Source organism: Streptomyces sp. NBC_00433, assembly GCA_036015235.1.
Lineage (GTDB): Bacteria > Actinomycetota > Actinomycetes > Streptomycetales > Streptomycetaceae > Actinacidiphila.
The window spans coordinates 6,478,378-6,500,171 of the sequence record CP107926.1; the positions used below are offsets into that span (position 1 = coordinate 6,478,378).

Below are 21,794 nucleotides of genomic sequence, written 5' to 3' on the forward strand. Positions count from 1 at the left end.
ATTCGTAACAGCCCGGCACGCCACCGTAGAATCAACGGGTGACCGACAACACTCAGCGCCCCCATGACGGGCCGAACAGCAACCCCGAACTGCCGACGACCTACGCGCCGGCCGACGTAGAGGGGCCGCTGTACGAGCGCTGGGTGGAGCGCGGCTACTTCGAGGCCCACGCCAAGAGCGACAAGCCGCCGTACACGATCGTCATCCCGCCGCCGAACGTCACCGGCAGCCTGCACCTCGGCCACGCCTTCCAGCACACGCTGATGGACGCCCTCACCCGCCGCAAGCGCATGCAGGGCTACGAGTCGCTGTGGCTGCCCGGCATGGACCACGCGGGCATCGCCACGCAGAACAAGGTCGAGCAGCAGCTCGCCGAGGAGGGCAAGTCCCGGCACGACATCGGCCGTGCTGCCTTCGTCGAGCGGGTCTGGCAGTGGAAGGAAGAGTACGGCGGGCGGATCCTCGGCCAGATGCGCCGCCTCGGTGACGGCGTCGACTGGTCGCGTGAGCGCTTCACCATGGACGAGGGCCTGTCCAAGGCCGTCCAGACCATCTTCAAGAAGCTGTACGACGACGAGCTGATCTACCGGGCCGAGCGGATCATCAACTGGTGCCCGCGCTGCCTGACCGCCATCTCCGACATCGAGGTGGACTACCAGGACGACGACGGCGAGCTGGTCTCGCTGAAGTACGGCGAGGGCGACGAGACCGTCGTGGTCGCCACCACCCGCGTCGAGACGATGCTCGGCGACACCGCGGTCGCCGTCCACCCGGACGACGCGCGCTACGCGCACCTGGTCGGCAAGCGGATCAAGCTGCCGCTGACCGACCGTACGATCCCCGTCATCGCGGACGCGCACGTCGACCCGGAGTTCGGCACCGGCGCGGTCAAGGTGACGCCCGCGCACGACCCCAACGACTTCGCGATCGGCCAGCGGCACGGCCTGCAGTCGCTGACGATCATGGACGAGCGCGCCGTCATCACGGTGCCGGGACCCTTCGAGGGCCTCGACCGCTTCGAGGCGCGCTCCGCGATCGTCGCCGCGCTGCGCGAGCAGGGCCGGGTCGTCGCCGAGAAGCGGCCGTACGTCCACTCCGTCGGCCACTGCTCGCGCTGCAAGACCACCATCGAGCCGCGGCTGTCGCTCCAGTGGTGGGTCAAGGTCGAACCGCTGGCGAAGGCCGCCGGCGACGCGGTGCGCGACGGGCGGGTGCGTATCCACCCGCCGGAGCTGTCGAAGCGGTATTTCGACTGGGTCGACAACATGCACGACTGGTGCATCTCGCGGCAGCTGTGGTGGGGCCACCGCATCCCGGTCTGGTACGGCCCCGACGGCGAGCAGGTCTGCGTCGGACCCGACGAGCAGCCTCCCGCCGGCGAGGGCTGGACGCAGGACTCCGACGTCCTCGACACCTGGTTCTCGTCCGGGCTGTGGCCGTTCTCCACGCTCGGCTGGCCGGAGCGGACTCCCGACCTGGAGAAGTTCTATCCGACCGACGTCCTGCTGACCGGCCACGACATCATCTTCTTCTGGGTCGCCCGGATGATGATGTTCGGCCTGTACGCCATGGACGGCGTCGCGCCCTTCCACACCATCGCGCTGACCGGCCTGGTCAGGGACGAGTTCGGCAAGAAGATGTCGAAGTCCAACCCCAACTCGGTCGACCCGCTGGACTGGATGGACGCCTACGGCTCCGACGCCGTCCGCTTCACCCTCGCCACCGGCGCCAACCCCGGCGCCGACGTGCCGATCGGCGAGGACTGGGTCAAGGCCTCCCGCAACTTCGCCAACAAGGTCTGGAACGCGACCCGCTTCGCGCTGATGAACGGCGCCACCGTCGACGGCCCGCTGCCCGAGCCCGGCGACATGGCCGCCGCCGACCGCTGGATCCTGTCCCGGCTCAATGCCACCGTCGCCGAGGTCGACGCCCTCTACGACGACTACCAGTTCGCCAAGCTCAGCGACACCCTCTACCACTTCGCGTGGGACGAGGTCTTCGACTGGTACGTCGAGCTGTCCAAGACCGTCTTCTTCGCCGGCGGCGAGGGCGCCCGGGTCTCCGGACGGGTCCTCGGCGAGGTCCTCGACGTGCTGCTGCGGCTGCTGCACCCGGTCGTCCCCTTCGTCACCGAGACGCTGTGGACGACGCTGACCGGCGGCGAGTCGCTGGTCAGCGCGGACTGGCCGAAGGACAGCGGCTTCCGCGACCCGGCCGCCGAGAAGGAGATCGCCGAGGTCCAGCGGGTCGTCACCGAGGTCCGCCGCTTCCGCGCCGACCAGGGCCTGCAACCCGGCCAGAAGGTCCCGGCCCGGCTCACCCTGGACGGTACGCTGCTGGCGCCGCACGAGGACGCCATCCGGCAGCTGCTACGACTCCAGCCGGCCGCCGACGGCTTCCACGCCACGGCGTCGCTGCCGGTCGCCGGGGCCACCGTGGAGCTCGACCTGTCGGGCACCATCGACGTGGCCGCCGAGCGCAGGCGGCTCACCAAGGATCTCGGCCTGGCCGAGAAGGAGGTGGCCGACGCGGGCCGCAAGCTCGGCAATGAGGGCTTCCTGGCGAAGGCGCCGGAGAAGGTCGTCGCCGGCATCAGGACCCGGCTGGCGTCCGCCGAGGCGGACATCCGGCGGATCACGGCCCAACTGGCGGCCCTGCCCGACCAGGGCTGAGCAAGAAGGAAAGCTGAGCCTGCGCACAGATGAGCGTGGTGGCCCTGGCCGTGAGGCCGGGGCCGCCTTCCGTAGACTGGACCGCGTGACCGAGCTCCCCCCGAACGGCGACACCGCGGACGATCCGCACACCGACGAAGCCGACGACGACCGCGCCACCGGCGCAGGGCCGCGCGAGGCGGACATGGCCGTCATCGAGGCGGGCAGCCGCACGCTGCGCGCCGGCATCAGCCCCGCCGCGGCCGACGACGTACCGTCCCGGCCCGCCGACCCGGCGGTCGACCGCGAGCTGCGCGAGGTCGAGGAGGAACTGCTCGGCCGCTGGCCCGAGACGAAGCTGGAGCCGTCGCTCGACCGGATGGCCGCGGTCATGGACGTGCTGGGCGAACCGCAGCGCGCCTACCCGGCGATCCATATCACCGGCACCAACGGCAAGACCAGCACCGCCCGGATGATCGAGCGGCTGCTGCTCGCCTTCGAGCTGCGCACCGGCCGCTACACCAGCCCCCACGTGCAGTCCGTCACCGAGCGGATCAGCCTGGACGGCACCCCGATCAGCGCCGAGCGCTTCATCGAGACCTACCGCGACCTGCAGCCCTACGTCGGGATGGTCGACGCGGCCCAGCCGTACCGGATGTCGTTCTTCGAGGTGCTCACCGCGATGGCCTACGCCGCCTTCGCGGACGCGCCGGTCGACGTCGCCGTGGTCGAGGTCGGCATGGGCGGCAGCTGGGACGCGACCAACGTGGTCGACGGGCAGGTCGCCGTGGTCACCCCGATCGCACTGGACCACACCGACCGGCTGGGCTCCACACCCGGACAGATCGCGGTGGAGAAGGCCGGCATCGTCAAGAAGGACGCCACCGCCGTGCTGGGCAGGCAGCCCGCGGACGCCGCCCAGGTGCTGCTGAAGCGCGCCGTCGAGGTGGACGCCACGGTGGCCCGCGAGGGCATGGAATTCGGCGTCACCCGGCGCGAGGTCGCCATCGGCGGGCAACTGCTGACGCTGCGCGGCCTCGGCGGCGAGTACGACCAGGTCTTCCTGCCGCTGCACGGCGAGCACCAGGCGCAGAACGCCGCGGTCGCGCTGGCCGCCGTCGAGGCCTTCTTCGGCATCGGCCGGATGCACCAGCGCAGCCTGGACGTGGACACCGTGCGCACCGCCTTCGCCGCGGTCACCTCGCCCGGCCGGCTGGAGGTGGTCCGCCGCAGCCCCACCGTGGTGCTGGACGCGGCGCACAACCCGGCGGGCGCGCTGGCCACCGCGGCGGCGATCAGCGAGGTCTTCGACTTCACCCATCTGGTCGGTGTGGTCGGCCCGAGCGGGGACAAGGACGTACGCGGGCTGCTCGAAGCCTTCGAGCCGGTGCTCTCCGAAGTCGTGGTGACCCGCAACTCGACGCACCGCGCGATGGACGTGGACGAGCTGGCGGCACTGGCGGTCGAGGTCTTCGGCGAGGACCGGGTGCAGGTCGAGCCGCGGCTGGACGACGCACTGGAGGCGGCGATCACCCTGGCCGAGGACGAGGGCGCGTATTCGGGTGCCGGTGTGCTGGTCACCGGTTCCGTCATCACCGTGGGAGAGGCCCGGCTGCTGCTGGGCCGCAAGTAAGGGGCTGGGTCCATGCGGACGCTCTGTTCGAGCACGCTGATCGGCGAGTTCTTCGTCATCGGCTTCGCCGGGCTGGTCGCGATGAAGAATCCCGACCTGACGATGGGCACCGTGTGGACGGTGTCCGGGATCGCGATGGCGCTGTGCGTCCTGCTGTGCGGCTACCTGGGCAGGCCCGGGGCCCTCGCGGTCGGCTGGGCGCTGCAGGTCGGCCTGTTCGCGAGCGGCTTCGTGGTCGGTACGATGTTCTTCCTCGGGCTGGTCTTCGGCGGGCTGTGGTGGGCGGCGATCCACTACGGCCGCAAGGTCGACGAAGCCAAGGCGAGGAACGCGGCGCAAGCAGCCTGAGAGCCGCCTTGTAGGCTCGTCGCACCAGCGTTCCCCCTCTCCCCGTATGCAGCAGGAGCCGCACCGTGTCCCAGCGCACCCTCGTCCTTCTCAAGCCCGACGCCGTACGCCGTGGCCTGGTCGGTGAGATCCTCGGCCGCATCGAGCGCAAGGCGGGCTGGACGATCGGCGCGCTGGAACTGCGGACCCTGGGGCGCGGCATCCTCGAACAGCACTATGCCGAGCACGTCGGACGCCCGTTCTACGAGCCGCTGGTGGCCTTCATGGAGTCCGGCCCCTCGGTGGCGCTGGTGGTCGAGGGCGAGCGGGTCGTCGAGGGGCTGCGCGCCCTGGCCGGCCCGACCGACCCGATTGCAGCAGCGCCGGGGTCCATTCGGGGGGATTTCGGCACGATCGTCCGGGAGAACCTGGTGCACGCCTCGGACTCCGAGGAGTCCGCGGAACGCGAGATCAAGCTGTTCTTCCCCGGTCTGGCCTAACCCCTCGCCGGACTGGGATATGTCGCGGTCGATCGGGAACCAAACATCCCGACACGGCGTCACCATTACAGAGGTCTGCTGTGTGTTCTGATGACAATGACGTCGGAACCCCGACTCCGCGCCGCTCCGGTCGCGACTACGATGGAATCTCCGCTCAAGCTCGGGAAGGCCTGACGTATCCTCATGGCGAACAACATGTCGTTCATCGGCCGTGACATGGCTGTCGACCTCGGGACCGCCAACACGCTGGTGTACGTCAGGGGTCGCGGGATCGTTCTGAACGAGCCGTCCGTCGTGGCCGTGAACACCAACACCGGCGGCATCCTGGCGGTCGGCTCAGAGGCCAAGAAGATGATCGGCCGCACACCGGGCAATATCGTCGCGGTCCGGCCCCTCAAGGACGGCGTTATCGCCGACTTCGAGATCACCGAGCGCATGCTGCGGTATTTCATCCTCAAAGTGCACAGGCGCCGCTATCTCGCCCGCCCGCGGGTCGTCATCTGCGTGCCCTCCGGTATCACCGGGGTCGAGCGCCGAGCCGTGATCGACGCCGCGAACCAGGCCGGTGCGCGCACCGTGCACATCATCGAGGAGCCGATGGCGGCCGCGATCGGCGCCGGGCTCCCCGTGCACGAGGCCACCGGCAACATGGTGGTGGACATCGGCGGCGGCACCACCGAGGTCGCGGTCATCAGCCTCGGCGGCATCGTCACCGCCCAGTCCATCCGGGTGGCGGGCGACGAGCTGGACAACGCGATCATCCAGCACATCAAGAAGGAGTACAGCCTGCTGCTCGGCGAGCGCACCGCCGAGCAGATCAAGCTCACCGTCGGGTCCGCCTTCGCGACCAAGGACGACGAGGAGCACACCGAGATCCGCGGCCGCGACCTGGTCAGCGGCCTGCCCAAGACGGTCGTCATCTCGGCGGCCGAAGTGCGCAAGGCCATCGAGGAACCCGTCAACGCGATCGTCGACGCGGTCAAGACCACGCTGGACAAGTGCCCGCCCGAACTGTCGGGCGACATCATGGACCGCGGCATCGTCCTGGCCGGCGGCGGCGCTCTGCTCCGCGGCCTGGACGAGCGGCTGCGGCACGAGACGGGCATGCCCATCCACATCGCCGAGACCCCGCTGGACTGCGTGGCGCTCGGCGCGGGCAAGTGCGTCGAGGAGTTCGAGGCACTGCAGCGCGTGCTCGACGCCGCTCCCCGCAGATGACGCGCGGCCCGCAGACGGTCCCGGCGAGCTTTTCGGCGAGCCGGATCGTCCGCGTCATGCGAACCACAGCACAGTAGCTCCGACCGGCCGCGGCCCCACCGGCGGCGGGTCCGATGAGGAAGGCACGGACTGGCGCCCGTGAGGGACACAAAGGAGAGCCGGCTGCTGCTGGTGCTGCTGGTGGTGGTCGCGTTCGCGCTGATCACCATGGACATCAGGGGCGGTGAGAACTCACCGCTCGACCGGCCGCGGCAGGCCGCGCAATCCGTGTTCGGACCGGTCGAGAACGCCGTGTCCGGTGTCGTCGACCCGGTGGGCAACGCGGTGGACGCGGTGCGCGACTCGGACGGCCGCAGCAGCACCATCAGCAGGCTGGAACGCGAGAACACCGCGCTCAAACAGCAGCTCGGCAGCAAGGACATCACCCGCAACCGGGCACAGGAACTGGACAAGCTGCTCAAGACCGCCGGCGCGGGGCAGTACGCGATCAAGGGCGCGCAGGTCATCGCGATAGGAGCGGCCCAGGGCTTCTCCTGGACCGTCACCATCGACGCCGGCAGCCACGACGGCATCACCCGCGACATGACCGTCATAAACGGTGACGGACTGGTCGGCCGGGTCACCACCGTCGGCCCGTCGACGGCGACCGTGCTGCTGGCCAACGACCCGGACTTCACCGTCGGCACCCGGCTGGAGAATTCCATGGAGCTGGGCTTCGCCAGCGGCCAGGGCGACCGCCCGATGCGGGTCCAGCTGCTCAACGGCAAGGCCGCCGTGCACAAGGGCGACCGCCTGGTCACCTTCGGCTCCGAGGCCGGCAAGCCCTTCGTGCCCGGAGTGCCGGTCGGCAAGGTCACCGGCATCGACCCGTCCGGCGGCAACCTGACCAAGACCCTGCTGGTGCAGCCCTTCGTCGGCTTCACCCGGCTGGACATCGTCGGTGTCGTCGTGGTCGGCCCGCGCACCGACCCGCGGGACAGCGTGCTGCCCGCGAAGCCGACCCCGTCGCCGAAGCCCAAGCCCAAGGCGCCGGCCTCGCCGACCGCCCCGGCATCGCCCGGCAGCACCCCGACCGGCGGCTCGATGCCGCCGGCGACCACCACCGACACGCCCACCAGCGGGAGGGGCTGACCCCATGCGTCTGAACCGGATCCTGCTCCCCACCGTCCTGGTGGTCTTCGCCATGGTCGCCCAGGTCAGCGTGCTGGCCCGGCTCCACCTGCCGGGCGCGGTGCCCGACCTGCTGCTGCTGACCGTGCTCGGGCTGGCCATAAGCTACGGGCATGTCGCCGGCTGCCTGATCGGCTTCTTCGCCGGCCTGCTCGCCGACCTGGCGCCGCCCGCCGACCACGCGGTCGGCCGCTACGCCCTGGTGCTGTGCGTCATCGGCTACGTGGCGGGCCTGTTCAAGCCCGAGAGCGGCCGGCTCCGTACGGCCGCGGGCCCCATGCTGGTCGTCATCGGCGCCGCCATCGGCACCACCGTGCTCTACGCGGCCGTCGGCAGCCTGGTCGGCGACACCGCGGGCGCCCACGTGGGCCTGGCCAAACTGGTCTTCACCGCCACGATCTACGACCTGCTGCTCGCGCCCTTCGTGGTGCCGCTGGTGATGGCGATGGCCCGCCGCTTCGACCGCGACCCGATGTCCGAGGACGCCGCCGGCGGCTACGGCGGCAGCCGCGGCCGGATGAGGACCGGCATCGCCCCGCAGCGCGCCGGCCTGTTCGGCCGCGCCGGGAAGATGGTCAGGGTCAACTCGATGGCCAGGGGAGTCAGGCGATGATGAGCGGCAACATCCCGGAGACGGGCCGCACCACCCGGATCACCATCCGGCTGGTCATCCTGCAGATCCTGGTCGTGTCGCTGCTGCTGACCCTCGGCGGAAGGCTCTGGTTCCTGCAGATCCGCAACGGCCAGCAGTACGAGCAGAAGGCCGCGAACAACCACATCCAGCAGGTCGTCACCCCGGCCGTGCGCGGCTCGATACTGGACGACCGCGGGGTGCCGCTGGCCGACAACGAGACCAAGCTGGTCGTCTCGGCCAGCCGCACCGACCTGCTCAAGCAGGCCGACGACGGCACCGCCGTACTGACCAGGCTGGCCGGTGTGCTGGGCATGGAGCCCGAGGAGGTGTCCGACAAGGTCCGGCTGTGCGACGCCAAGACGCCCAAGCCGTGCTGGAACGGCTCGCCCTACCAGCCCATCCCGATCACCGACTCGGCCACCACCCAGCAGGCGCTGCAGATCATGGAGCGCCGCGAGGACTTCCCCGGCATCACCGCGGAGCCCACCGCCGTCCGCCGCTACGCCGCCCCCAACAAGGCGAACGCCGCCCAGGTGCTCGGCTACCTCGGCCCGGTCACCGACGACGAGGTCAGCGCCTCGGAGAAGACCAGCACCCCGCTGCTGCGCTCCGACCAGATCGGCCGCTCGGGCCTGGAGAGCGTCTACGACAAGCAGATGCGCGGCACCGCCGGCGTGACCCGCTACGAGGTCGACAACCTCGGCCGGGTCATCGGCAAGGCCGGCGACACCCCGGCCCAGCCCGGCAGCAACCTGGTGACCAGCATCGACTCCCGTGTCCAGGCGGTCACCGAGAAGGAACTCAACGACGCGATGGTGGCCGCGCGCAAGACGTTCGACACCGTCTCCCACGAGAACTACAAGGCGGACTCCGGCGCCGCCGTCGTGATGGACAACCGCACCGGTCAGATCATCGCCATGGCGAGCCTGCCCACCTACGACCCCAACCAATGGGTCGGCGGCATCTCGGAGAAGGCGTACAACGCGCTGATGGACAAGAAGTCCGACTTCCCGCTGCTGAACCGGGCGATCCAGGGCCAGTCCGCGCCGGGCTCCACCTTCAAGGTGGTGTCCACCAGTGCCGCCATCAACGCCGGCTACGCTCCCGACGGCAACTACCCCTGCACCTCGTCGATGACGATCGGCGGCACGACGTTCAAGAACTTCCAGAACGAGAACTTCGGCGACATCTCCCTCGGCCGCGCCCTGGAGGTCTCCTGCGACACCGTCTTCTACGGCATCGCCTACCAGGAGTGGCTGAAGGACGGCGGGCTCCACGCCAAGCATCCCAAGGACTGGTTCTTCAAGACCGCCCACCAGTTCGGCCTGGGCGCCAAGACCGGTGTGGACCTTCCCGGAGAGGCCCCTGGCCGCGTTCCGGACCGCAACTGGAAGCAGGACTACTACGACCAGATGAAGGGCTACTGGTGCCGTACGGCCGCGGCCCACAAGAATGACAAGCAGAAGAGCTTGGACGTGCGAGTCTCCATCGAGAACTGCCCCGACGGGTACCTCGTCCGTGCCGGTGACTCCGTCAACTACTCGATCGGCCAGGGCGACACCCTCGTCACCCCGGTGCAGATGGCCCGGGTCTACGCCGCGCTCGCCAACGGCGGCACCCTCTACCAGCCGAGCATCGGGAAGGCCGTGGTCAGCGCCGACGGCAAGACCGTCACGCCGATCAAGCCCAAGGTGTCGGGCAAGCTGCCCGACACCAAGGCGACCCTGAAGTACATCGACAAGGCGCTGGCCGGCGTGGTCACCGAGGGCACCGCCGACTGGAAGTTCGGCGGCTGGCCGCAGGACAAGATCCCGCTGCACGCCAAGACCGGTACCGCCGAGGTCGAGGGCAAGCAGACCACGTCCTGGTTCGACACGTACACCAGGGACTACACGATCGTCATGACGATCTCCCAGGGCGGCACCGGCTCCGGCGCCTCCGGCGAGGCCGTACGGCGGATCTACGAGGCGATGTACGGCATCACCAAGGACACCGCGACGATCGACCCGAAGAAGGGGATCATGCCGCGGCCGCTCACCACGCTGCCGAAGATCTCCGCCGACGGTGTCGCCACCGCCGCGTCCTACACCGTGCCGTCCGCCGACGACCTGTTCGTACCCGTCCCCGCCGGCCCGCACACCGCGGGCGGCGCCGCCCAGGCGGTCGCCGCGCTCGCGCCGGGCCGCCCGGAGAAGCTGCTGCTCGGCAGGCGGTACTGGTCATGAGCACCCACGGCTACACCAACGTCCGCCGCTTCACCCCGGAGAAGTCGACCCTCGGCAAGCTCCTCGCGCGCGACTCGATAGTGCGCCGGATGGACTGGCTGCTGCTCTTCGCCGCCCTGCTGCTGTGCGGCATCGGCACCCTGCTGGTCTACTCGGCGACCCGCAACCGCACCAGCCTCACGCACGGCGACCAGTACTACTTCCTGCTGCGGCACCTGATGAACGCCGGCATCGGGGCCGGGCTCGGCATCGGCGCGGTCGTCATAGGCCACCGCAGGATGCGGGACGTGGTGCCCTTCTACTACGCCCTGGCCATCCTCGGCATCCTCGCGGTGCTCAGCCCGCTCGGCTCCACCGTCAACGGCGCGCACTCCTGGATCATCATCGGCGGCGGCTTCTCGCTGCAGCCGTCGGAATTCGTCAAGGTCGCGATCATCCTCGGCATGGCGGTGGTGCTGTCGGCCCGGGTCGACGCGGGCGACCGCGAACACCCCGACCACCGCACCGTCCTGCAATCCCTGGGCCTGGCCGCGCTGCCCATAGCGATCATCATGCTGATGCCGGACCTCGGCTCGGTGATGGTGCTCGGCGCGATCGTCCTCGGCGTCCTGCTCGCCTCCGGCGCCTCCAACCGCTGGGTCTTCGGCCTGATCGCCTCCGGCATCGGCGGCGCCCTGCTGGTCTGGCAGCTCGGCATCCTCGACAAATACCAGATCGACCGCTTCGCGGCCTTCGCCAACCCCGCGCTCGACCCCTCTGGCGTCGGCTACAACACCAGCCAGGCGCGTATCGCCATCGGCTCGGGCGGCCTGCTCGGCAAGGGCCTCTTCCACGGCAGCCAGACCACCGGCCAGTTCGTCCCCGAGCAGCAGACGGACTTCGTCTTCTCCGTCGCGGGCGAGGAGTTGGGCTTCGTCGGCGCGGCCTTCATCATCCTGCTGATCGGCGTCATCCTCTGGCGCGGCTGCGCCATCGCCCGCGGCGCCACCGACCTCTACGGCACGATCGTGGCCGCCGGCATCGTGGCGTGGTTCGCCTTCCAGGCCTTCGAGAACATCGGCATGACGCTGGGCATCATGCCGGTCGCGGGTATTCCCCTGCCCTTTGTGTCCTACGGGGGGTCATCCATGTTCGCGAACTGCGTGGCCATAGGACTGTTGCAATCGGTGAAGATGCAACGCCCCATGTCGGCCTAGCGGTACACCGCAGGGGCGCGGCTTCCTCGCGCCCCTGCGAGGGCTCGGCCCGGCAGCGGCGAGGTACGGTCGCCATATGGCCAAGAAAGTGCGGGAGACCGAGCGGAAGTACGACGCCGACGACGGCGCCGGTACCGTACGGGCGGACTTCGCCGGGCTGGCCCCCGCGGAGAGAGCGCTGGACGCCGTCACGCTGGAGGCGGTGTACTACGACACCGCCGGCCTGGCGCTGGCCGCTCACAAGGTCACGCTCAGACGGCGCACCGGCGGCGACGACGCCGGGTGGCACCTGAAGCTGCCCGCCGCGCAGGCCGACACCCGCACCGAGGTGCAGGTCCCGCTGACCCCCGCCGCCGACGGCCCGCCGCGCGAGCTGCGCGAGGAGGTGGCCGCGCTGGTGAGGGGCAGGGAACTGCACCCGGTCGTGCGGCTCACGACGTCGCGGCGCCGGGTGCTGCTGCTGGAAGCGGACGGTGCCACGCTCGCCGAGGTCGCCTACGACCGGGTGGCGGCCGAGGTGCTGCCCGATGGCCCGCGCTCGCAGTGGTCCGAGGTCGAGGTGGAGCTGGGCACCGGCGACCCGGCGCTGCTCGACGCCGCCGAGGAGCGGCTCACCGCGGCCGGCCTGCACCGCTCGGCCTCGGCCTCGAAGCTGGCGCGGGCGCTCGGCGGGCTGCTGGTCGCCCCGCCGTCGCCGCCGCCCGCGGTGCCTGGCAGCGCTGGCCAGACCGCCGTCGGCTATCTGCACGCCCAGCTCGCCGCGATCCTGGCCCTCGACCCGGCCGTCCGCAGGGACGAGGAGGACGCCGTCCACCAGATGCGGGTCGCCACCCGCAGGGCCCGCAGCGCGCTGAAGAGCTTCCGCAAGGAGCTGGACCGGTCGGCCACCGACCCGCTGGGCGACGAGCTGAAATGGCTGGCCGCGGTCCTCGGCGCCGAGCGCGACCGGGAGGTGCTCGCCGAGCGGCTGGCGGCCCGGCTCGCCGAACTGGACGACGCCCTGGCCACCGACGCCGTGCGGGACCGGCTGCACGGGCTGGCGGCGGGCACGTCGACCGCCTCGCACACCGCCCTGCTCGACACCCTCGACGGCGCCCGCTACTTCGGCCTGCTCGACACCCTTGAAGCGCTGGTCGCCGCACCGCCCTACCGCCGCGGCGCCCGCAAGCCCGCAGACGAGGCCGCCGCCGCGACCGTGGGGCGGGACCTGGCACGGCTGCGGCGCGGCATCGAGGCGGCGCTCGCGCTGGAGCCCGGGGACGACAAGGACGTCGCACTGCACGAGGCGCGCAAGGCCGCCAAGCGCGCCCGCTATTCCGGCGAGGCGGTACACCCGGTGCTGGGGGCCGCCGCGAAGGCGCACACCGGCCGGATGAAGTCCTTGCAGCAGCTGCTCGGCGAGCACCAGGACAGCGTCCTGTGCCGGAGCGCGCTGGCCACCGCCGCGGCCGCGGCGCGGGCCGCGGGCGAGGACCCTGCGCCCTACGACGCGCTGCTGGACGCCGAGCGGGCGCGGGCCGCCGCCGTCGAGGCGGAGCTGCCCGGGGCGTGGGAGCGAGCGGACCAGGAGGTCTGAGCGTCCGGGTAGTCTTGAGGGTCATCCACCCCCGGGCCACCGGTCCGGGGCGCTCCCCGTCAGCTGATGAAAGTCGCCGAGATGCCTGTCGAGTCGGTCTTCCCGCGCTTGGAAGCACTTCTCCCGCACGTCCAGAAGCCGATCCAGTACGTGGGCGGGGAGCTGAACTCCACCGTCAAGGAATGGGACGCCACCGACGTGCGGTGGGCGCTGATGTACCCCGACGCCTACGAGGTCGGCCTGCCCAACCAGGGCGTCATGATCCTCTACGAGGTGCTCAACGAGCGCGAGGGCGTGCTCGCCGAGCGCACCTACAGCGTGTGGCCCGACCTGGAAGCGCTGATGCGCGAGCACGGTGTGCCCCAGTTCACGGTCGACGCGCACCGCCCGGTCCGCGCCTTCGACGTCTTCGGCCTCAGCTTCTCCACCGAGCTGGGCTACACGAACATGCTGGCCGCGCTCGACCTGGCCGGCATCCCGCTGCTCGCGGCCGACCGCACCCTGGACGACCCGATCGTGCTGGCCGGCGGCCACGCCGCCTTCAATCCCGAGCCGATCGCCGACTTCATCGACGCGGCCGTGATCGGCGACGGCGAGCAGGCCGTGCTGGAGATGACCGAGGTCATCCGCGCCTGGAAGGCCGAGGGGCGCCCCGGCGGCCGCGACGAGGTGCTGCTGCGGCTCGCGAAGACCGGCGGGGTGTACGTGCCGCGCTTCTACGACGTCGAATACCTCGCCGACGGCCGGATCGCCCGGGTCGTGCCCAACCGCAGCGGTGTGCCGTGGCGGGTGTCCAAGCACACCGTCATGGACCTCGACGAGTGGCCGTATCCCAAGCAGCCGCTGGTGCCGCTCGCGGAGACCGTGCACGAGCGGATGTCGGTGGAGATCTTCCGCGGCTGCACCCGTGGCTGCCGCTTCTGCCAGGCCGGCATGATCACCCGCCCGGTGCGGGAGCGGTCCATCACCGGCATCGGCGAGATGGTCGAGGCGGGCCTGAAGGCCACCGGCTTCGAGGAGGTCGGCCTGCTGTCGCTGTCGTCCGCCGACCACAGCGAGATCGCCGACGTGGCCAAGGGCCTCGCCGACCGCTACGAGGCCGACAAGATCGGCCTGTCGCTGCCGTCCACCCGGGTCGACGCCTTCAACATCGACCTGGCCAACGAGCTGACCCGCAACGGCCGCCGCTCGGGCCTGACCTTCGCCCCCGAGGGCGGCTCCGAGCGCATCCGCAAGGTCATCAACAAGATGGTCTCGGAAGAGGACCTGATCCGTACCGTCGCCACCGCCTACGGCAACGGCTGGCGGCAGGTGAAGCTCTACTTCATGTGCGGGCTGCCCACCGAGACCGACGAGGACGTCCTGCAGATCGCCGAGATGGCGAAGAAGGTCATCGCCAAGGGCCGCGAGGTCACCGGGCAGAACGACATCCGCTGCACCGTCTCCATCGGCGGTTTCGTCCCCAAGCCGCACACCCCCTTCCAGTGGGCGCCGCAGCTCGGCGTGGCGGAGACCGACGCGCGCCTGGAGAAGCTCCGCGACGCGATCCGCGGCGACCGCAAGTACGGCCGCAACATCGGCTTCCGCTACCACGACGGCAAGCCCGGCATCATCGAGGGCCTGCTCTCCCGCGGCGACCGCCGGGTCGGCTCCGTCATCCGCGCGGTCTACGAGGACGGCGGCCGCTTCGACGGCTGGCGCGAGCACTTCTCCTACGACCGCTGGCTGCGCGCCTGCGAGGCCGCACTGCCCGCCGAGGGCCTCGACCTCGCCTGGTACACGACCCGCGAGCGCACCGCCGAGGAGGTCCTCCCGTGGGACCACCTCGACTCGGGCCTGGACAAGGACTGGCTGTGGGAGGACTGGCAGGACGCCCTCGACGAGACCGAGGTCGACGACTGCCGCTGGACCCCCTGCTTCGACTGCGGTGTCTGCCCGCAGTTCGACACGTGGCCACAAGTGGGTCCGACCGGTAAGACGATGCTGCCCCTCACGGTCGTCAACGCTACGACCAGCGGAAACACCGAGCAGTAGTGAGAGATGTTGTGACGCAGATCACTGAGGCCCTTGAGGGTCTCGGTGAGGCTGAGGTGTCCGCCATCCTGTCGGACCTCGGTGCGTCCGGTGCCTACAAGCCCGGGGACCCGCAGCCTGCGGTGCCCCGGACGCCCCTTCCGGGTCCTCGGGACTGTCCACGCATTCGCAGCGAGATCGCCTGGGTCTGAGGAACGGTGGCTCTCTCGGGATAACTCACGGTGGGTAATCACTCTGGGCTATTAGCGTGATCCCGTTGCCGGGAGGCTACGGGTCATGCAGATGAAACAGGGCGATACAACCCGAGTCGGTGTGGGCGATCCGCTGCGGCTGCTCCCCTGGACGGGTGACGGCGGCAAGCCGTGCCTTCTGAGCTCGGACGGAGGTGACTCCTTCGTCTCCCGCATTGCGGAACGTGTGGAGTCCCGGCAGCTGTGACCGTCTCTCGCGTTCCGGTGAAGACAATCGCGAGGCCGACACCATGGCCGCCGCATCCGATGTGAGCACGCGCAGGCTGCACCAGGAGCCGGAAGCCGTCACCTGGGCACGTGAGAAGGCCGGTCTGACCAAGAGGGCGCTTGCCCGGCGCGTGGGCATTTCCGAGCAGCTCATGGGCGACATCGAGTCCGGCTGGCGCAGTGCGACGCCCGCCATCCTGATGAAGATCGCCAAGGTGGTCAATTGCCCGGTGCTCTTCCTGGAACGCAAACGGGCGACACGCTGAGCTGACCCCAGCACCCCGCCCGCGCGCCACCTCCCCCGGCGTCGCGGCGGGGCATTTCACGTCCTGATGCCGGTCGCGAGAGAGCCATAGGCCACGCGGGACTAACTGCGGCTGCTCCCGTCAATCAGCGCGAGATGGGCTTCTGCCGAGCGCGAAAAGCTGTCCAGAAGGGCTTTGCCCTTGGCGTCGGTGGCCAGCGACGGTTGTCCGACGGTGCCGTTCGTCGTGTAGCCGGCCATACCCACGGTGAGCAGGTGCCGCCGATCGGGCGCTACGTGGTCTGTCGTCTCCACTCCTTCGCCGACGAGGTGGGGCGCCCCATGGAGGAGGAGCGAGACCTCGAACTCTCCGCCGTGCATGTCCTCAGCGGTGCCGCTCTCCAACTCGGCGTCCCGGCGGGCCTGGGCGCGGTCCTCGTGGACGGGGAAGAGTGCGACGCGGGGACCGTTGACGTTGATCTCCTGGACGACGTTCGAGAGGACGTAATTTCCGCCGTGGCCGCTGACGATGAGCAGCCCGGGAGTGCCCGCCGCTTCGAGTGACCGCCAGATGTCGTTGACCATGGCGTACAGCGTGGCCGCGCTGATGCTCACCGTGCCGGCCAGGGTCGCGTGCTCGTGAGAACAGGAGATCGTGATCGGGGGGAGGAGGAAGAGGCCGTGATCGTCGGCGATACGCCGGGCGATGAGAGACGCGATGGCGGTGTCGGTGATCAGCGGAAGATGTTCGCCGTGTTGCTCGAAGCTTCCCACCGGAAGGACGGCAACGGCCTTCCCCCTTCGGTGCTCATCACCTGACGTGGCTTGCGTGATCAGATCGTCCATGATCTACAGCATCTCCCATGTCTGCCGCGAAGGTTAAGCCGTCAGGCGGTCACGAACGAGCGCGAACTGTTCAGTGAACGTCGCGACTGCGGTCATGTTCTGCCGGGGACCGACCAGAGCCGCGACGCTGTCCAGCTCGGTCAGCTTGCGGGCTGACCCGGTCTGGTTGACGGTGGCCAGCGCCTTGGCGGCCGTGTCCGCGGCCAGTTCGGGTTCGTTGCCCTTGGCGTACGCGCGGGCGAGCCGGGCGAGGTACACCCCGCGATCGTTGCGATAGACGCGGGGCAGCGTCGCCAACTCGGCCTCCAGCAGCCCCACCGCACGCAGCGGGTCACCGAGGTCGATCCAGCAGTTCGCCCGCTGGATCTCGATGTAGGTGGGCGTGCAGTAGGAGGTGTCCAGCTTCGAATCAGGCCGCGCTTCGGGGAGCGCAGACGCGAGTTCGCGTGCCTCGTCGAACTTCGCCAGGGCGGCCCTGGGGTTCTGCATGAGTGCGTTAACCCTGTGCCTCCTGCTGGGCGGCGAGTGCGGTGATCTGCGGGGTCAGGTCCGGGATGCGCTGCGCTGCCCGCGCCAGTGCCACAGCCTTCTGGGTGCCGACGAGGACACCGTCCGCGACGTGATCCACCGGTTCAACGAGATCGGCCTGGCCTGCCTGGACCCTCGGTGGGCGGGAGGCCGTCCCCGCCTGCTCAGTCCCGACGACGAGGACTTCGTCGTGGCGACGGCAGCTACCCGCCCGACCAAGCTCGGCCAGCCCTTCAGCCGCTGGTCCATCCGGAAACTCGCCGCCTACCTGCGGAAAGTGCACGGCCGTGTCATACGGATCGGCCGTGAGGCGTTACGGTGCCTGCTCGCCCGTCGCGGCATCACCTTTCAGCGCACCAAGACCTGGAAGGAGTCTCCAGACCCCGAGCGCGACACCAGGCTCGACCGCATCGAGCAGGTCCTGGAACGCGTCCCCGACCGCGTCTTCGCATTCGACGAGTTCGGACCACTGGGCATCCGCCCCACCGGCGGGTCCTGCTGGGCCGAGAATGGCCGACCCGAGCGACATCCCGCGACCTACCACCGCACTCAAGGGGTGCGCTACTTCCACGGCTGCTACTCCATCGGCGACGACACCCTGTGGGGCGTCAACCGGCACAAGAAGGGTGCGTCGAACACCTTGGCCGCGCTCAAGTCGATCCGCGCGGCCCGCCCAGACGGCGCCCCGATCTACGTCATCCTGGACAACCTCTCCGCCCACAAGGGCGACAAGATCCGCCGTTGGGCGAAGAAAAAGCGAGTCGAACTGTGCTTCACACCGACCTATGCGTCCTGGGCCAACCCGATCGAGGCCCACTTCGGGCCGCTGCGGCAATTCACCATCGCCAATTCCAACTACGGCAACCACACCGCCCAGACCCGGGCTCTGCATGCCTATCTACGCTGGCGCTGCAATAATGCGCGTCATCCCGATGTCCTCGCAGCTCAACGGCGCGAACGCGCCCGCGTCCGGAGCGAGAAGAGGATTGGGTCTGGTGCACGATCGGGTGACGTCTGAACTGGCTTGCCCTGTGGGGCGGGTGGGAAGGATGTCGCTGTGCCCAAGCCTTATCCGGAAGAGTTCCGTCAGGACGTCGTGCGGGTCGCGAGGAACCGCGGCCCGGGCGTGACGGTCGAGCAGGTGGCCGCCGACTTCGGCGTGCACGCGATGACGCTGTTCAAGTGGATGCGCCACGCGGACATCGACGAGGGGACAAAGCCCGGAACTACCCGCCAGGAGAGTGCGGAGCTGCGGGAAGCACGGCGGCGGATCAAGCTGCTGGAACAGGAGAACGAGGTCCTTCGCCGGGCCGCGGCCTATCTGTCGCAGGCGAACCTGCCGGGAAAAGGATCTACCCGCTCGTGAAAGAGCTGGCCGCAGGCGGTACTCCCGTCACGGTCGCGTGCCGGGTCCTGAAGCTCTCCCGCCAGCCCTACTACCGCTGGCTGGACAAGCCAGTGGCCGATGCCGCGCTCGAGGAGGCGTATCGAGCGAACGCGTTGTTCGACGCCCACCGGGAGGATCCGGAGTTCGGCTATCGCTTCCTTGCCGACGAGGCCCGCGCCGGGGGAGCCGGTATGGCGGACCGGACCGCGTGGCGGATCTGCCGGGACAACCGCTGGTGGAGCGTGTTCGGCAAGAAGCGCGGCAGCGTCAAGAAGGCCGGACCGCCGGTCCACGACGACCTCGTCCGCCGCGACTTCACCGCGAGTGCGCCGAATCGGCTGTGGCTCACCGACATCACCGAACACGCCACGGGGGAAGGAAAGCTGTATCTCTGCGCAGTCAAGGACGTCTTCAGCAAGAGGATCGTGGGCTACTCCATCGACTCGCGGATGAAGTCGCGCCTGGCCGTCGCAGCCCTGGCCAATGCCGTTGCCCGACGCGAGAGCGTTGCCGGGTGCGTTCTGCACAGCGATCGCGGATCGCAATTTCGCTCCCGGAAATTCGTCCGGGCGCTGGACCGCCACCAGATCGTCGGCTCGATAGGGAGGGTCGGGGCGGCAGGCGACAACGCGGCCATGGAGTCCTTCTTCAGCCTGCTGCAGAAGAACGTCCTCGACCGCCGGCAGTGGGCCACCCGCCAGGAACTGCGGATCGCCATCGTGACCTGGATCGAAAGGACCTACCACCGGCGCCGCAGGCAAGCCTCCCTCGGCCGGCTCACACCCGTCGAGTACGAGACCGTCATGACCACACCGGCCCTCCAGGCCGCGTGAACGAACCTGTCACCCAACCCTGCACCAGACCCATTCGTTGGGGAGGACGGCAGACGGCTTAAGGCACTTGGCGTCCCGAACTGCGATCAGTCCACTGGGGAAAATCCACCGTGCACGCGCAGCGGTAGGCCGGGAACAATCAACGTGGCTTCCACCTGGCGGAGAAGCCAGACCGGGACGCCCTCCTCGTACTCCTCCCACTGTGCCCACTGGCGGAACCAGACCCCGACATGCCACGTTCCCCTGGCCTCAGGCACCAGAAAGCAGGCATCACCCTCCACGGTGCTCGCCCACTGGACCACCCCACCGTCCGCGGGAAACACCGGGTGGGGGATCTTGTCCGGGACAAGCTCCTGGTAGAGCGGGGCCATGGCCTCAATTGTCCCGAACATGTCGAACCTTGCAGACAGCGGATGCAGCACGTTGAGGAAGGCGCCGACGACGCCCGGACCGTACCCTGCCACGAACTCCTTGTAGTCCATCGGCAGCGGCCCGGTTGCGGCTTCCAGTTCCTCCCAGGCATCCACTTTTGAGTAACCGCGAGGCACACCGAAGCAAGCTTCAAGATCGCCCACAGGCAACATAGCTGGTCCCTCCCCGTTCGTCCCCCACACGTCGGACGCTACAGCAGCCCCTCCCGCTGGCGGCTCTCGGAACTGGTGCTGTCGCGCCCAGCCGCGACAGTCCCAGGAAACGGATTGGCTCGCACCGGACGTGCCCACCACCCCGGTGAACCTATGCGGTCACAGCACTAGACGAATGAGTCCAAGGGATGGCCTGCGGACATAGGACGAGGGCGTCCAATGTCAGTGTGTGAAGACAGACCTGGACACCCTCGCAACGGCACTCTATGCCCGGATCGACGACGAGTTGAAGGCTTCGCCATGGTTGGCTCCGTACCGGCCCACCGTCGGGATCGCGCCCACGCTCAGTGACGCCGAACTGGTCACCCTCGCGGTTATGTCGGCGCTGCTCGGTTACACCTCCGAGCGGCGCTGGCTTCGCCGCGTCGGGCGGGACTTCGGCCACCTCTTTCCCTACGTGCCCCAGCAGTCCGGCTACAGCAAGCGGCTGCGCGCCGCGTCCTCGCTGCTCACCAGCATGATCCGGATCCTCGCTCCGGACACCTCGCTGTGGAGCGATGACGTGTGGCTGGTCGACTCCACCCCGGTCGGCTGCGGGTGCTCGCGGGAGACGGCCAAGCGCTCGGACCTGGCCGGCTGGGCCCAGTACGGCTACTGCGCGTCACACTCACGGTACTTCTGGGGACTGCGGCTGCACCTGGTGTGCACGCTTGGCGGGTTGCCGATCCTGTTCGCACTCACCGGCGCGAAGGCCGACGAGCGGGAGACTCTGCGCGACATGCTCGACACCGCGCCCGACGTCGAAGCCACCCACCCCGGCCAGACGATCATCGGGGACAAGAATTACTACGGTCGCGAGTTCGAGTGTGACGTTGCGGAGCGCCACCTCCAGTTGCTGCGACCGGCCCGCAAGGGGGAGGCCGAGCGGGCCGGGGCGCACCTGTTCAAGCCGCTGCGGCAGGTCATCGAGTCGATCAACCAGACCTTCAAGGGACAGCTCGACCTGGAACGACATGGCGGCAAGAGCCCAGCAGGGGTAGCGGCCCGGGTCTTGTGCCGGATCCTCGCGCTCACGGCAGCGATCTGGCACAACGACAAGACAGGGCAGCCGATCAAGCGGTCACTGACCGCCTACGATCACTGACCGCAACCCCACCCCTTGGACTCAATCATCTAGTTTGGAAGACGAGTGCGGTGCCCCCTGTGGTGACCTCGGAGGGCGCGGTACAGGGCCTACGGGGCGTCCGGCCCGCTGTTCCCCGTGGGACCCCGCTGCACACCCGTCAGACGGGCACGCAGCGGGCACGAAGCCGACTCGGATCACTCGACGCAGTGCGTTCTACAACGTCTCATCTCGGGCCAGGATCAAGCTGATTGATCCGTCTTCGAGGTTGATACCGCCCTCAAGGTGCTCGTGGTAGCCGTCCCGGAGATGAGGCTCTGCAAGGCCGTTGAGTCGCTCGGCAAGTTCCCGTAGTCCGGCGGCATTGGCGGCGATGGTGATCTCGGTGGCGGAGCCGTACACGGTGATCCGAGGTTCATCCATGGAGTCACGCTACAGCGAGGTGTCTAGCCTCTCGATGCGAACTACGGGCGTAACGATCGCTGAGGTCTGCTGAGGTGGTCAACGCGGTGGTAGCGGCCTTGGCGAGTCGCTACCGGTCGGCCCGGTTGCTGTACTTCGCTGCTGTACTACAACCGGTCACTGCCCGCTCTTCTCCTTCTCGGACTTGCGCCCCAGGTTGTAGGC

19 protein-coding genes are annotated in these 21,794 nt (G+C 69.2%); 15 read left to right on the top strand and 4 right to left on the bottom strand.

Going from position 1 to position 21,794, the window contains the following annotated elements:
• Positions 1–38 precede the first annotated feature (38 nt).
• The 12 genes from OG900_27595 (at position 39) to OG900_27650 (ending at position 15,888) form a co-directional block, all read left to right on the top strand.
• Positions 39–2,672, top strand: coding sequence for a valine--tRNA ligase (locus tag OG900_27595; GenBank protein WUH93501.1), 2,634 nt, complete (start codon positions 39–41; stop codon positions 2,670–2,672).
• 85 nt (positions 2,673–2,757) lie between these two features.
• On the top strand, positions 2,758–4,284 hold the full coding sequence (locus tag OG900_27600; protein ID WUH93502.1) for a bifunctional folylpolyglutamate synthase/dihydrofolate synthase: 1,527 nt from the start codon (positions 2,758–2,760) through the stop codon (positions 4,282–4,284).
• Between the two features lie 12 nt (positions 4,285–4,296).
• Positions 4,297–4,632, top strand: coding sequence for a DUF4233 domain-containing protein (locus OG900_27605; GenBank protein WUH93503.1), 336 nt, complete (start codon positions 4,297–4,299; stop codon positions 4,630–4,632).
• 65 nt (positions 4,633–4,697) lie between these two features.
• Positions 4,698–5,111 (top strand): nucleoside-diphosphate kinase, encoded by a 414-nt coding sequence (gene ndk / locus OG900_27610; protein ID WUH93504.1) that lies wholly within the window; start codon positions 4,698–4,700, stop codon positions 5,109–5,111.
• A gap of 195 nt (positions 5,112–5,306) precedes the next feature.
• On the top strand, positions 5,307–6,329 hold the full coding sequence (locus OG900_27615) for a rod shape-determining protein (protein ID WUH95953.1): 1,023 nt from the start codon (positions 5,307–5,309) through the stop codon (positions 6,327–6,329).
• Positions 6,330–6,467: 138 nt separating this feature from the next.
• Complete coding sequence (mreC, locus tag OG900_27620; protein ID WUH93505.1) at positions 6,468–7,460, top strand: rod shape-determining protein MreC; 993 nt, start codon at positions 6,468–6,470, stop codon at positions 7,458–7,460.
• Positions 7,461–7,464: 4 nt separating this feature from the next.
• Positions 7,465–8,112: a rod shape-determining protein MreD gene (gene mreD, locus OG900_27625; protein WUH93506.1), complete on the top strand. Its 648-nt coding sequence runs from the start codon at positions 7,465–7,467 to the stop codon at positions 8,110–8,112.
• Entirely contained in the window at positions 8,112–10,358 is a 2,247-nt protein-coding gene (gene mrdA, locus OG900_27630; GenBank protein WUH95954.1) for a penicillin-binding protein 2, read from the top strand. Before mreD ends, mrdA begins: the two co-directional genes overlap by 1 nt.
• Positions 10,355–11,554 (top strand): rod shape-determining protein RodA, encoded by a 1,200-nt coding sequence (gene rodA, locus OG900_27635; protein WUH93507.1) that lies wholly within the window; start codon positions 10,355–10,357, stop codon positions 11,552–11,554. Before mrdA ends, rodA begins: the two co-directional genes overlap by 4 nt.
• 76 nt (positions 11,555–11,630) lie before the next feature.
• Positions 11,631–13,130 carry a CYTH and CHAD domain-containing protein gene (locus tag OG900_27640; GenBank protein ID WUH93508.1) on the top strand — a complete coding sequence of 500 codons (1,500 nt, stop codon included), beginning with the start codon at positions 11,631–11,633 and terminating at the stop codon, positions 13,128–13,130.
• An 81-nt stretch (positions 13,131–13,211) separates the two neighbouring features.
• Complete coding sequence (locus tag OG900_27645) at positions 13,212–15,164, top strand: TIGR03960 family B12-binding radical SAM protein (GenBank protein ID WUH93509.1); 1,953 nt, start codon at positions 13,212–13,214, stop codon at positions 15,162–15,164.
• A gap of 481 nt (positions 15,165–15,645) precedes the next feature.
• Positions 15,646–15,888, top strand: coding sequence for a helix-turn-helix domain-containing protein (locus tag OG900_27650; protein ID WUH93510.1), 243 nt, complete (start codon positions 15,646–15,648; stop codon positions 15,886–15,888).
• 101 nt (positions 15,889–15,989) lie between these two features.
• Here the strand turns inward: OG900_27650 and OG900_27655 are convergent, their stop codons facing one another.
• Positions 15,990–16,712 (bottom strand): creatininase family protein, encoded by a 723-nt coding sequence (locus tag OG900_27655; GenBank protein WUH93511.1) that lies wholly within the window; start codon positions 16,710–16,712, stop codon positions 15,990–15,992.
• Between the two features lie 33 nt (positions 16,713–16,745).
• Positions 16,746–17,201 carry a hypothetical protein gene (locus OG900_27660; GenBank protein ID WUH93512.1) on the bottom strand — a complete coding sequence of 152 codons (456 nt, stop codon included), beginning with the start codon at positions 17,199–17,201 and terminating at the stop codon, positions 16,746–16,748.
• On the opposite strand from OG900_27660, the gene OG900_27665 reads away from it, so the two are divergent.
• Complete coding sequence (locus OG900_27665) at positions 17,200–18,258, top strand: IS630 family transposase (GenBank protein ID WUH93513.1); 1,059 nt, start codon at positions 17,200–17,202, stop codon at positions 18,256–18,258. The genes OG900_27660 and OG900_27665 overlap by 2 nt on opposite strands.
• A 39-nt stretch (positions 18,259–18,297) precedes the next feature.
• Positions 18,298–19,460 (top strand): IS3 family transposase gene (locus tag OG900_27670; protein WUH93514.1). Its coding sequence is split into 2 segments (ribosomal slippage): positions 18,298–18,582 and positions 18,585–19,460, totalling 1,161 coding nucleotides; the frame shifts between segments, so codons are not numbered across the junction.
• An 86-nt stretch (positions 19,461–19,546) separates the two neighbouring features.
• On the opposite strand, the gene OG900_27675 is transcribed toward OG900_27670, so the two are convergent.
• The gene (locus OG900_27675) at positions 19,547–19,987 is read right to left on the bottom strand and encodes a hypothetical protein (GenBank protein WUH93515.1); all 441 of its coding nucleotides are present in this window, start codon (positions 19,985–19,987) and stop codon (positions 19,547–19,549) included.
• A 286-nt stretch (positions 19,988–20,273) separates the two neighbouring features.
• Here OG900_27675 and OG900_27680 point away from each other — a divergent pair, with 286 nt between their 5' ends.
• Complete coding sequence (locus OG900_27680; GenBank protein WUH93516.1) at positions 20,274–21,188, top strand: IS982 family transposase; 915 nt, start codon at positions 20,274–20,276, stop codon at positions 21,186–21,188.
• A 195-nt stretch (positions 21,189–21,383) separates the two neighbouring features.
• On the opposite strand, the gene OG900_27685 is transcribed toward OG900_27680, so the two are convergent.
• Entirely contained in the window at positions 21,384–21,590 is a 207-nt protein-coding gene (locus tag OG900_27685; GenBank protein WUH93517.1) for a hypothetical protein, read from the bottom strand.
• Between the last annotated feature and the right edge of the window lie 204 nt (positions 21,591–21,794).

Coding starts and splice junctions, on each gene's coding strand:
- OG900_27605 (WUH93503.1), top strand. CDS start 4,297: ATGCGGACGCTCTGTTCGAGCACGCTGATCGGCGAGTTCTTCGTCATC.
- OG900_27615 (WUH95953.1), top strand. CDS start 5,307: ATGTCGTTCATCGGCCGTGACATGGCTGTCGACCTCGGGACCGCCAAC.
- mreD (WUH93506.1), top strand. CDS start 7,465: ATGCGTCTGAACCGGATCCTGCTCCCCACCGTCCTGGTGGTCTTCGCC.
- mrdA (WUH95954.1), top strand. CDS start 8,112: ATGAGCGGCAACATCCCGGAGACGGGCCGCACCACCCGGATCACCATC.
- rodA (WUH93507.1), top strand. CDS start 10,355: ATGAGCACCCACGGCTACACCAACGTCCGCCGCTTCACCCCGGAGAAG.
- OG900_27640 (WUH93508.1), top strand. CDS start 11,631: ATGGCCAAGAAAGTGCGGGAGACCGAGCGGAAGTACGACGCCGACGAC.
- OG900_27645 (WUH93509.1), top strand. CDS start 13,212: ATGCCTGTCGAGTCGGTCTTCCCGCGCTTGGAAGCACTTCTCCCGCAC.
- OG900_27650 (WUH93510.1), top strand. CDS start 15,646: ATGGCCGCCGCATCCGATGTGAGCACGCGCAGGCTGCACCAGGAGCCG.
- OG900_27655 (WUH93511.1), bottom strand. CDS start 16,712: ATGGACGATCTGATCACGCAAGCCACGTCAGGTGATGAGCACCGAAGG.
- OG900_27665 (WUH93513.1), top strand. CDS start 17,200: ATGAGTGCGTTAACCCTGTGCCTCCTGCTGGGCGGCGAGTGCGGTGAT.
- OG900_27660 (WUH93512.1), bottom strand. CDS start 17,201: ATGCAGAACCCCAGGGCCGCCCTGGCGAAGTTCGACGAGGCACGCGAA.
- OG900_27685 (WUH93517.1), bottom strand. CDS start 21,590: ATGGATGAACCTCGGATCACCGTGTACGGCTCCGCCACCGAGATCACC.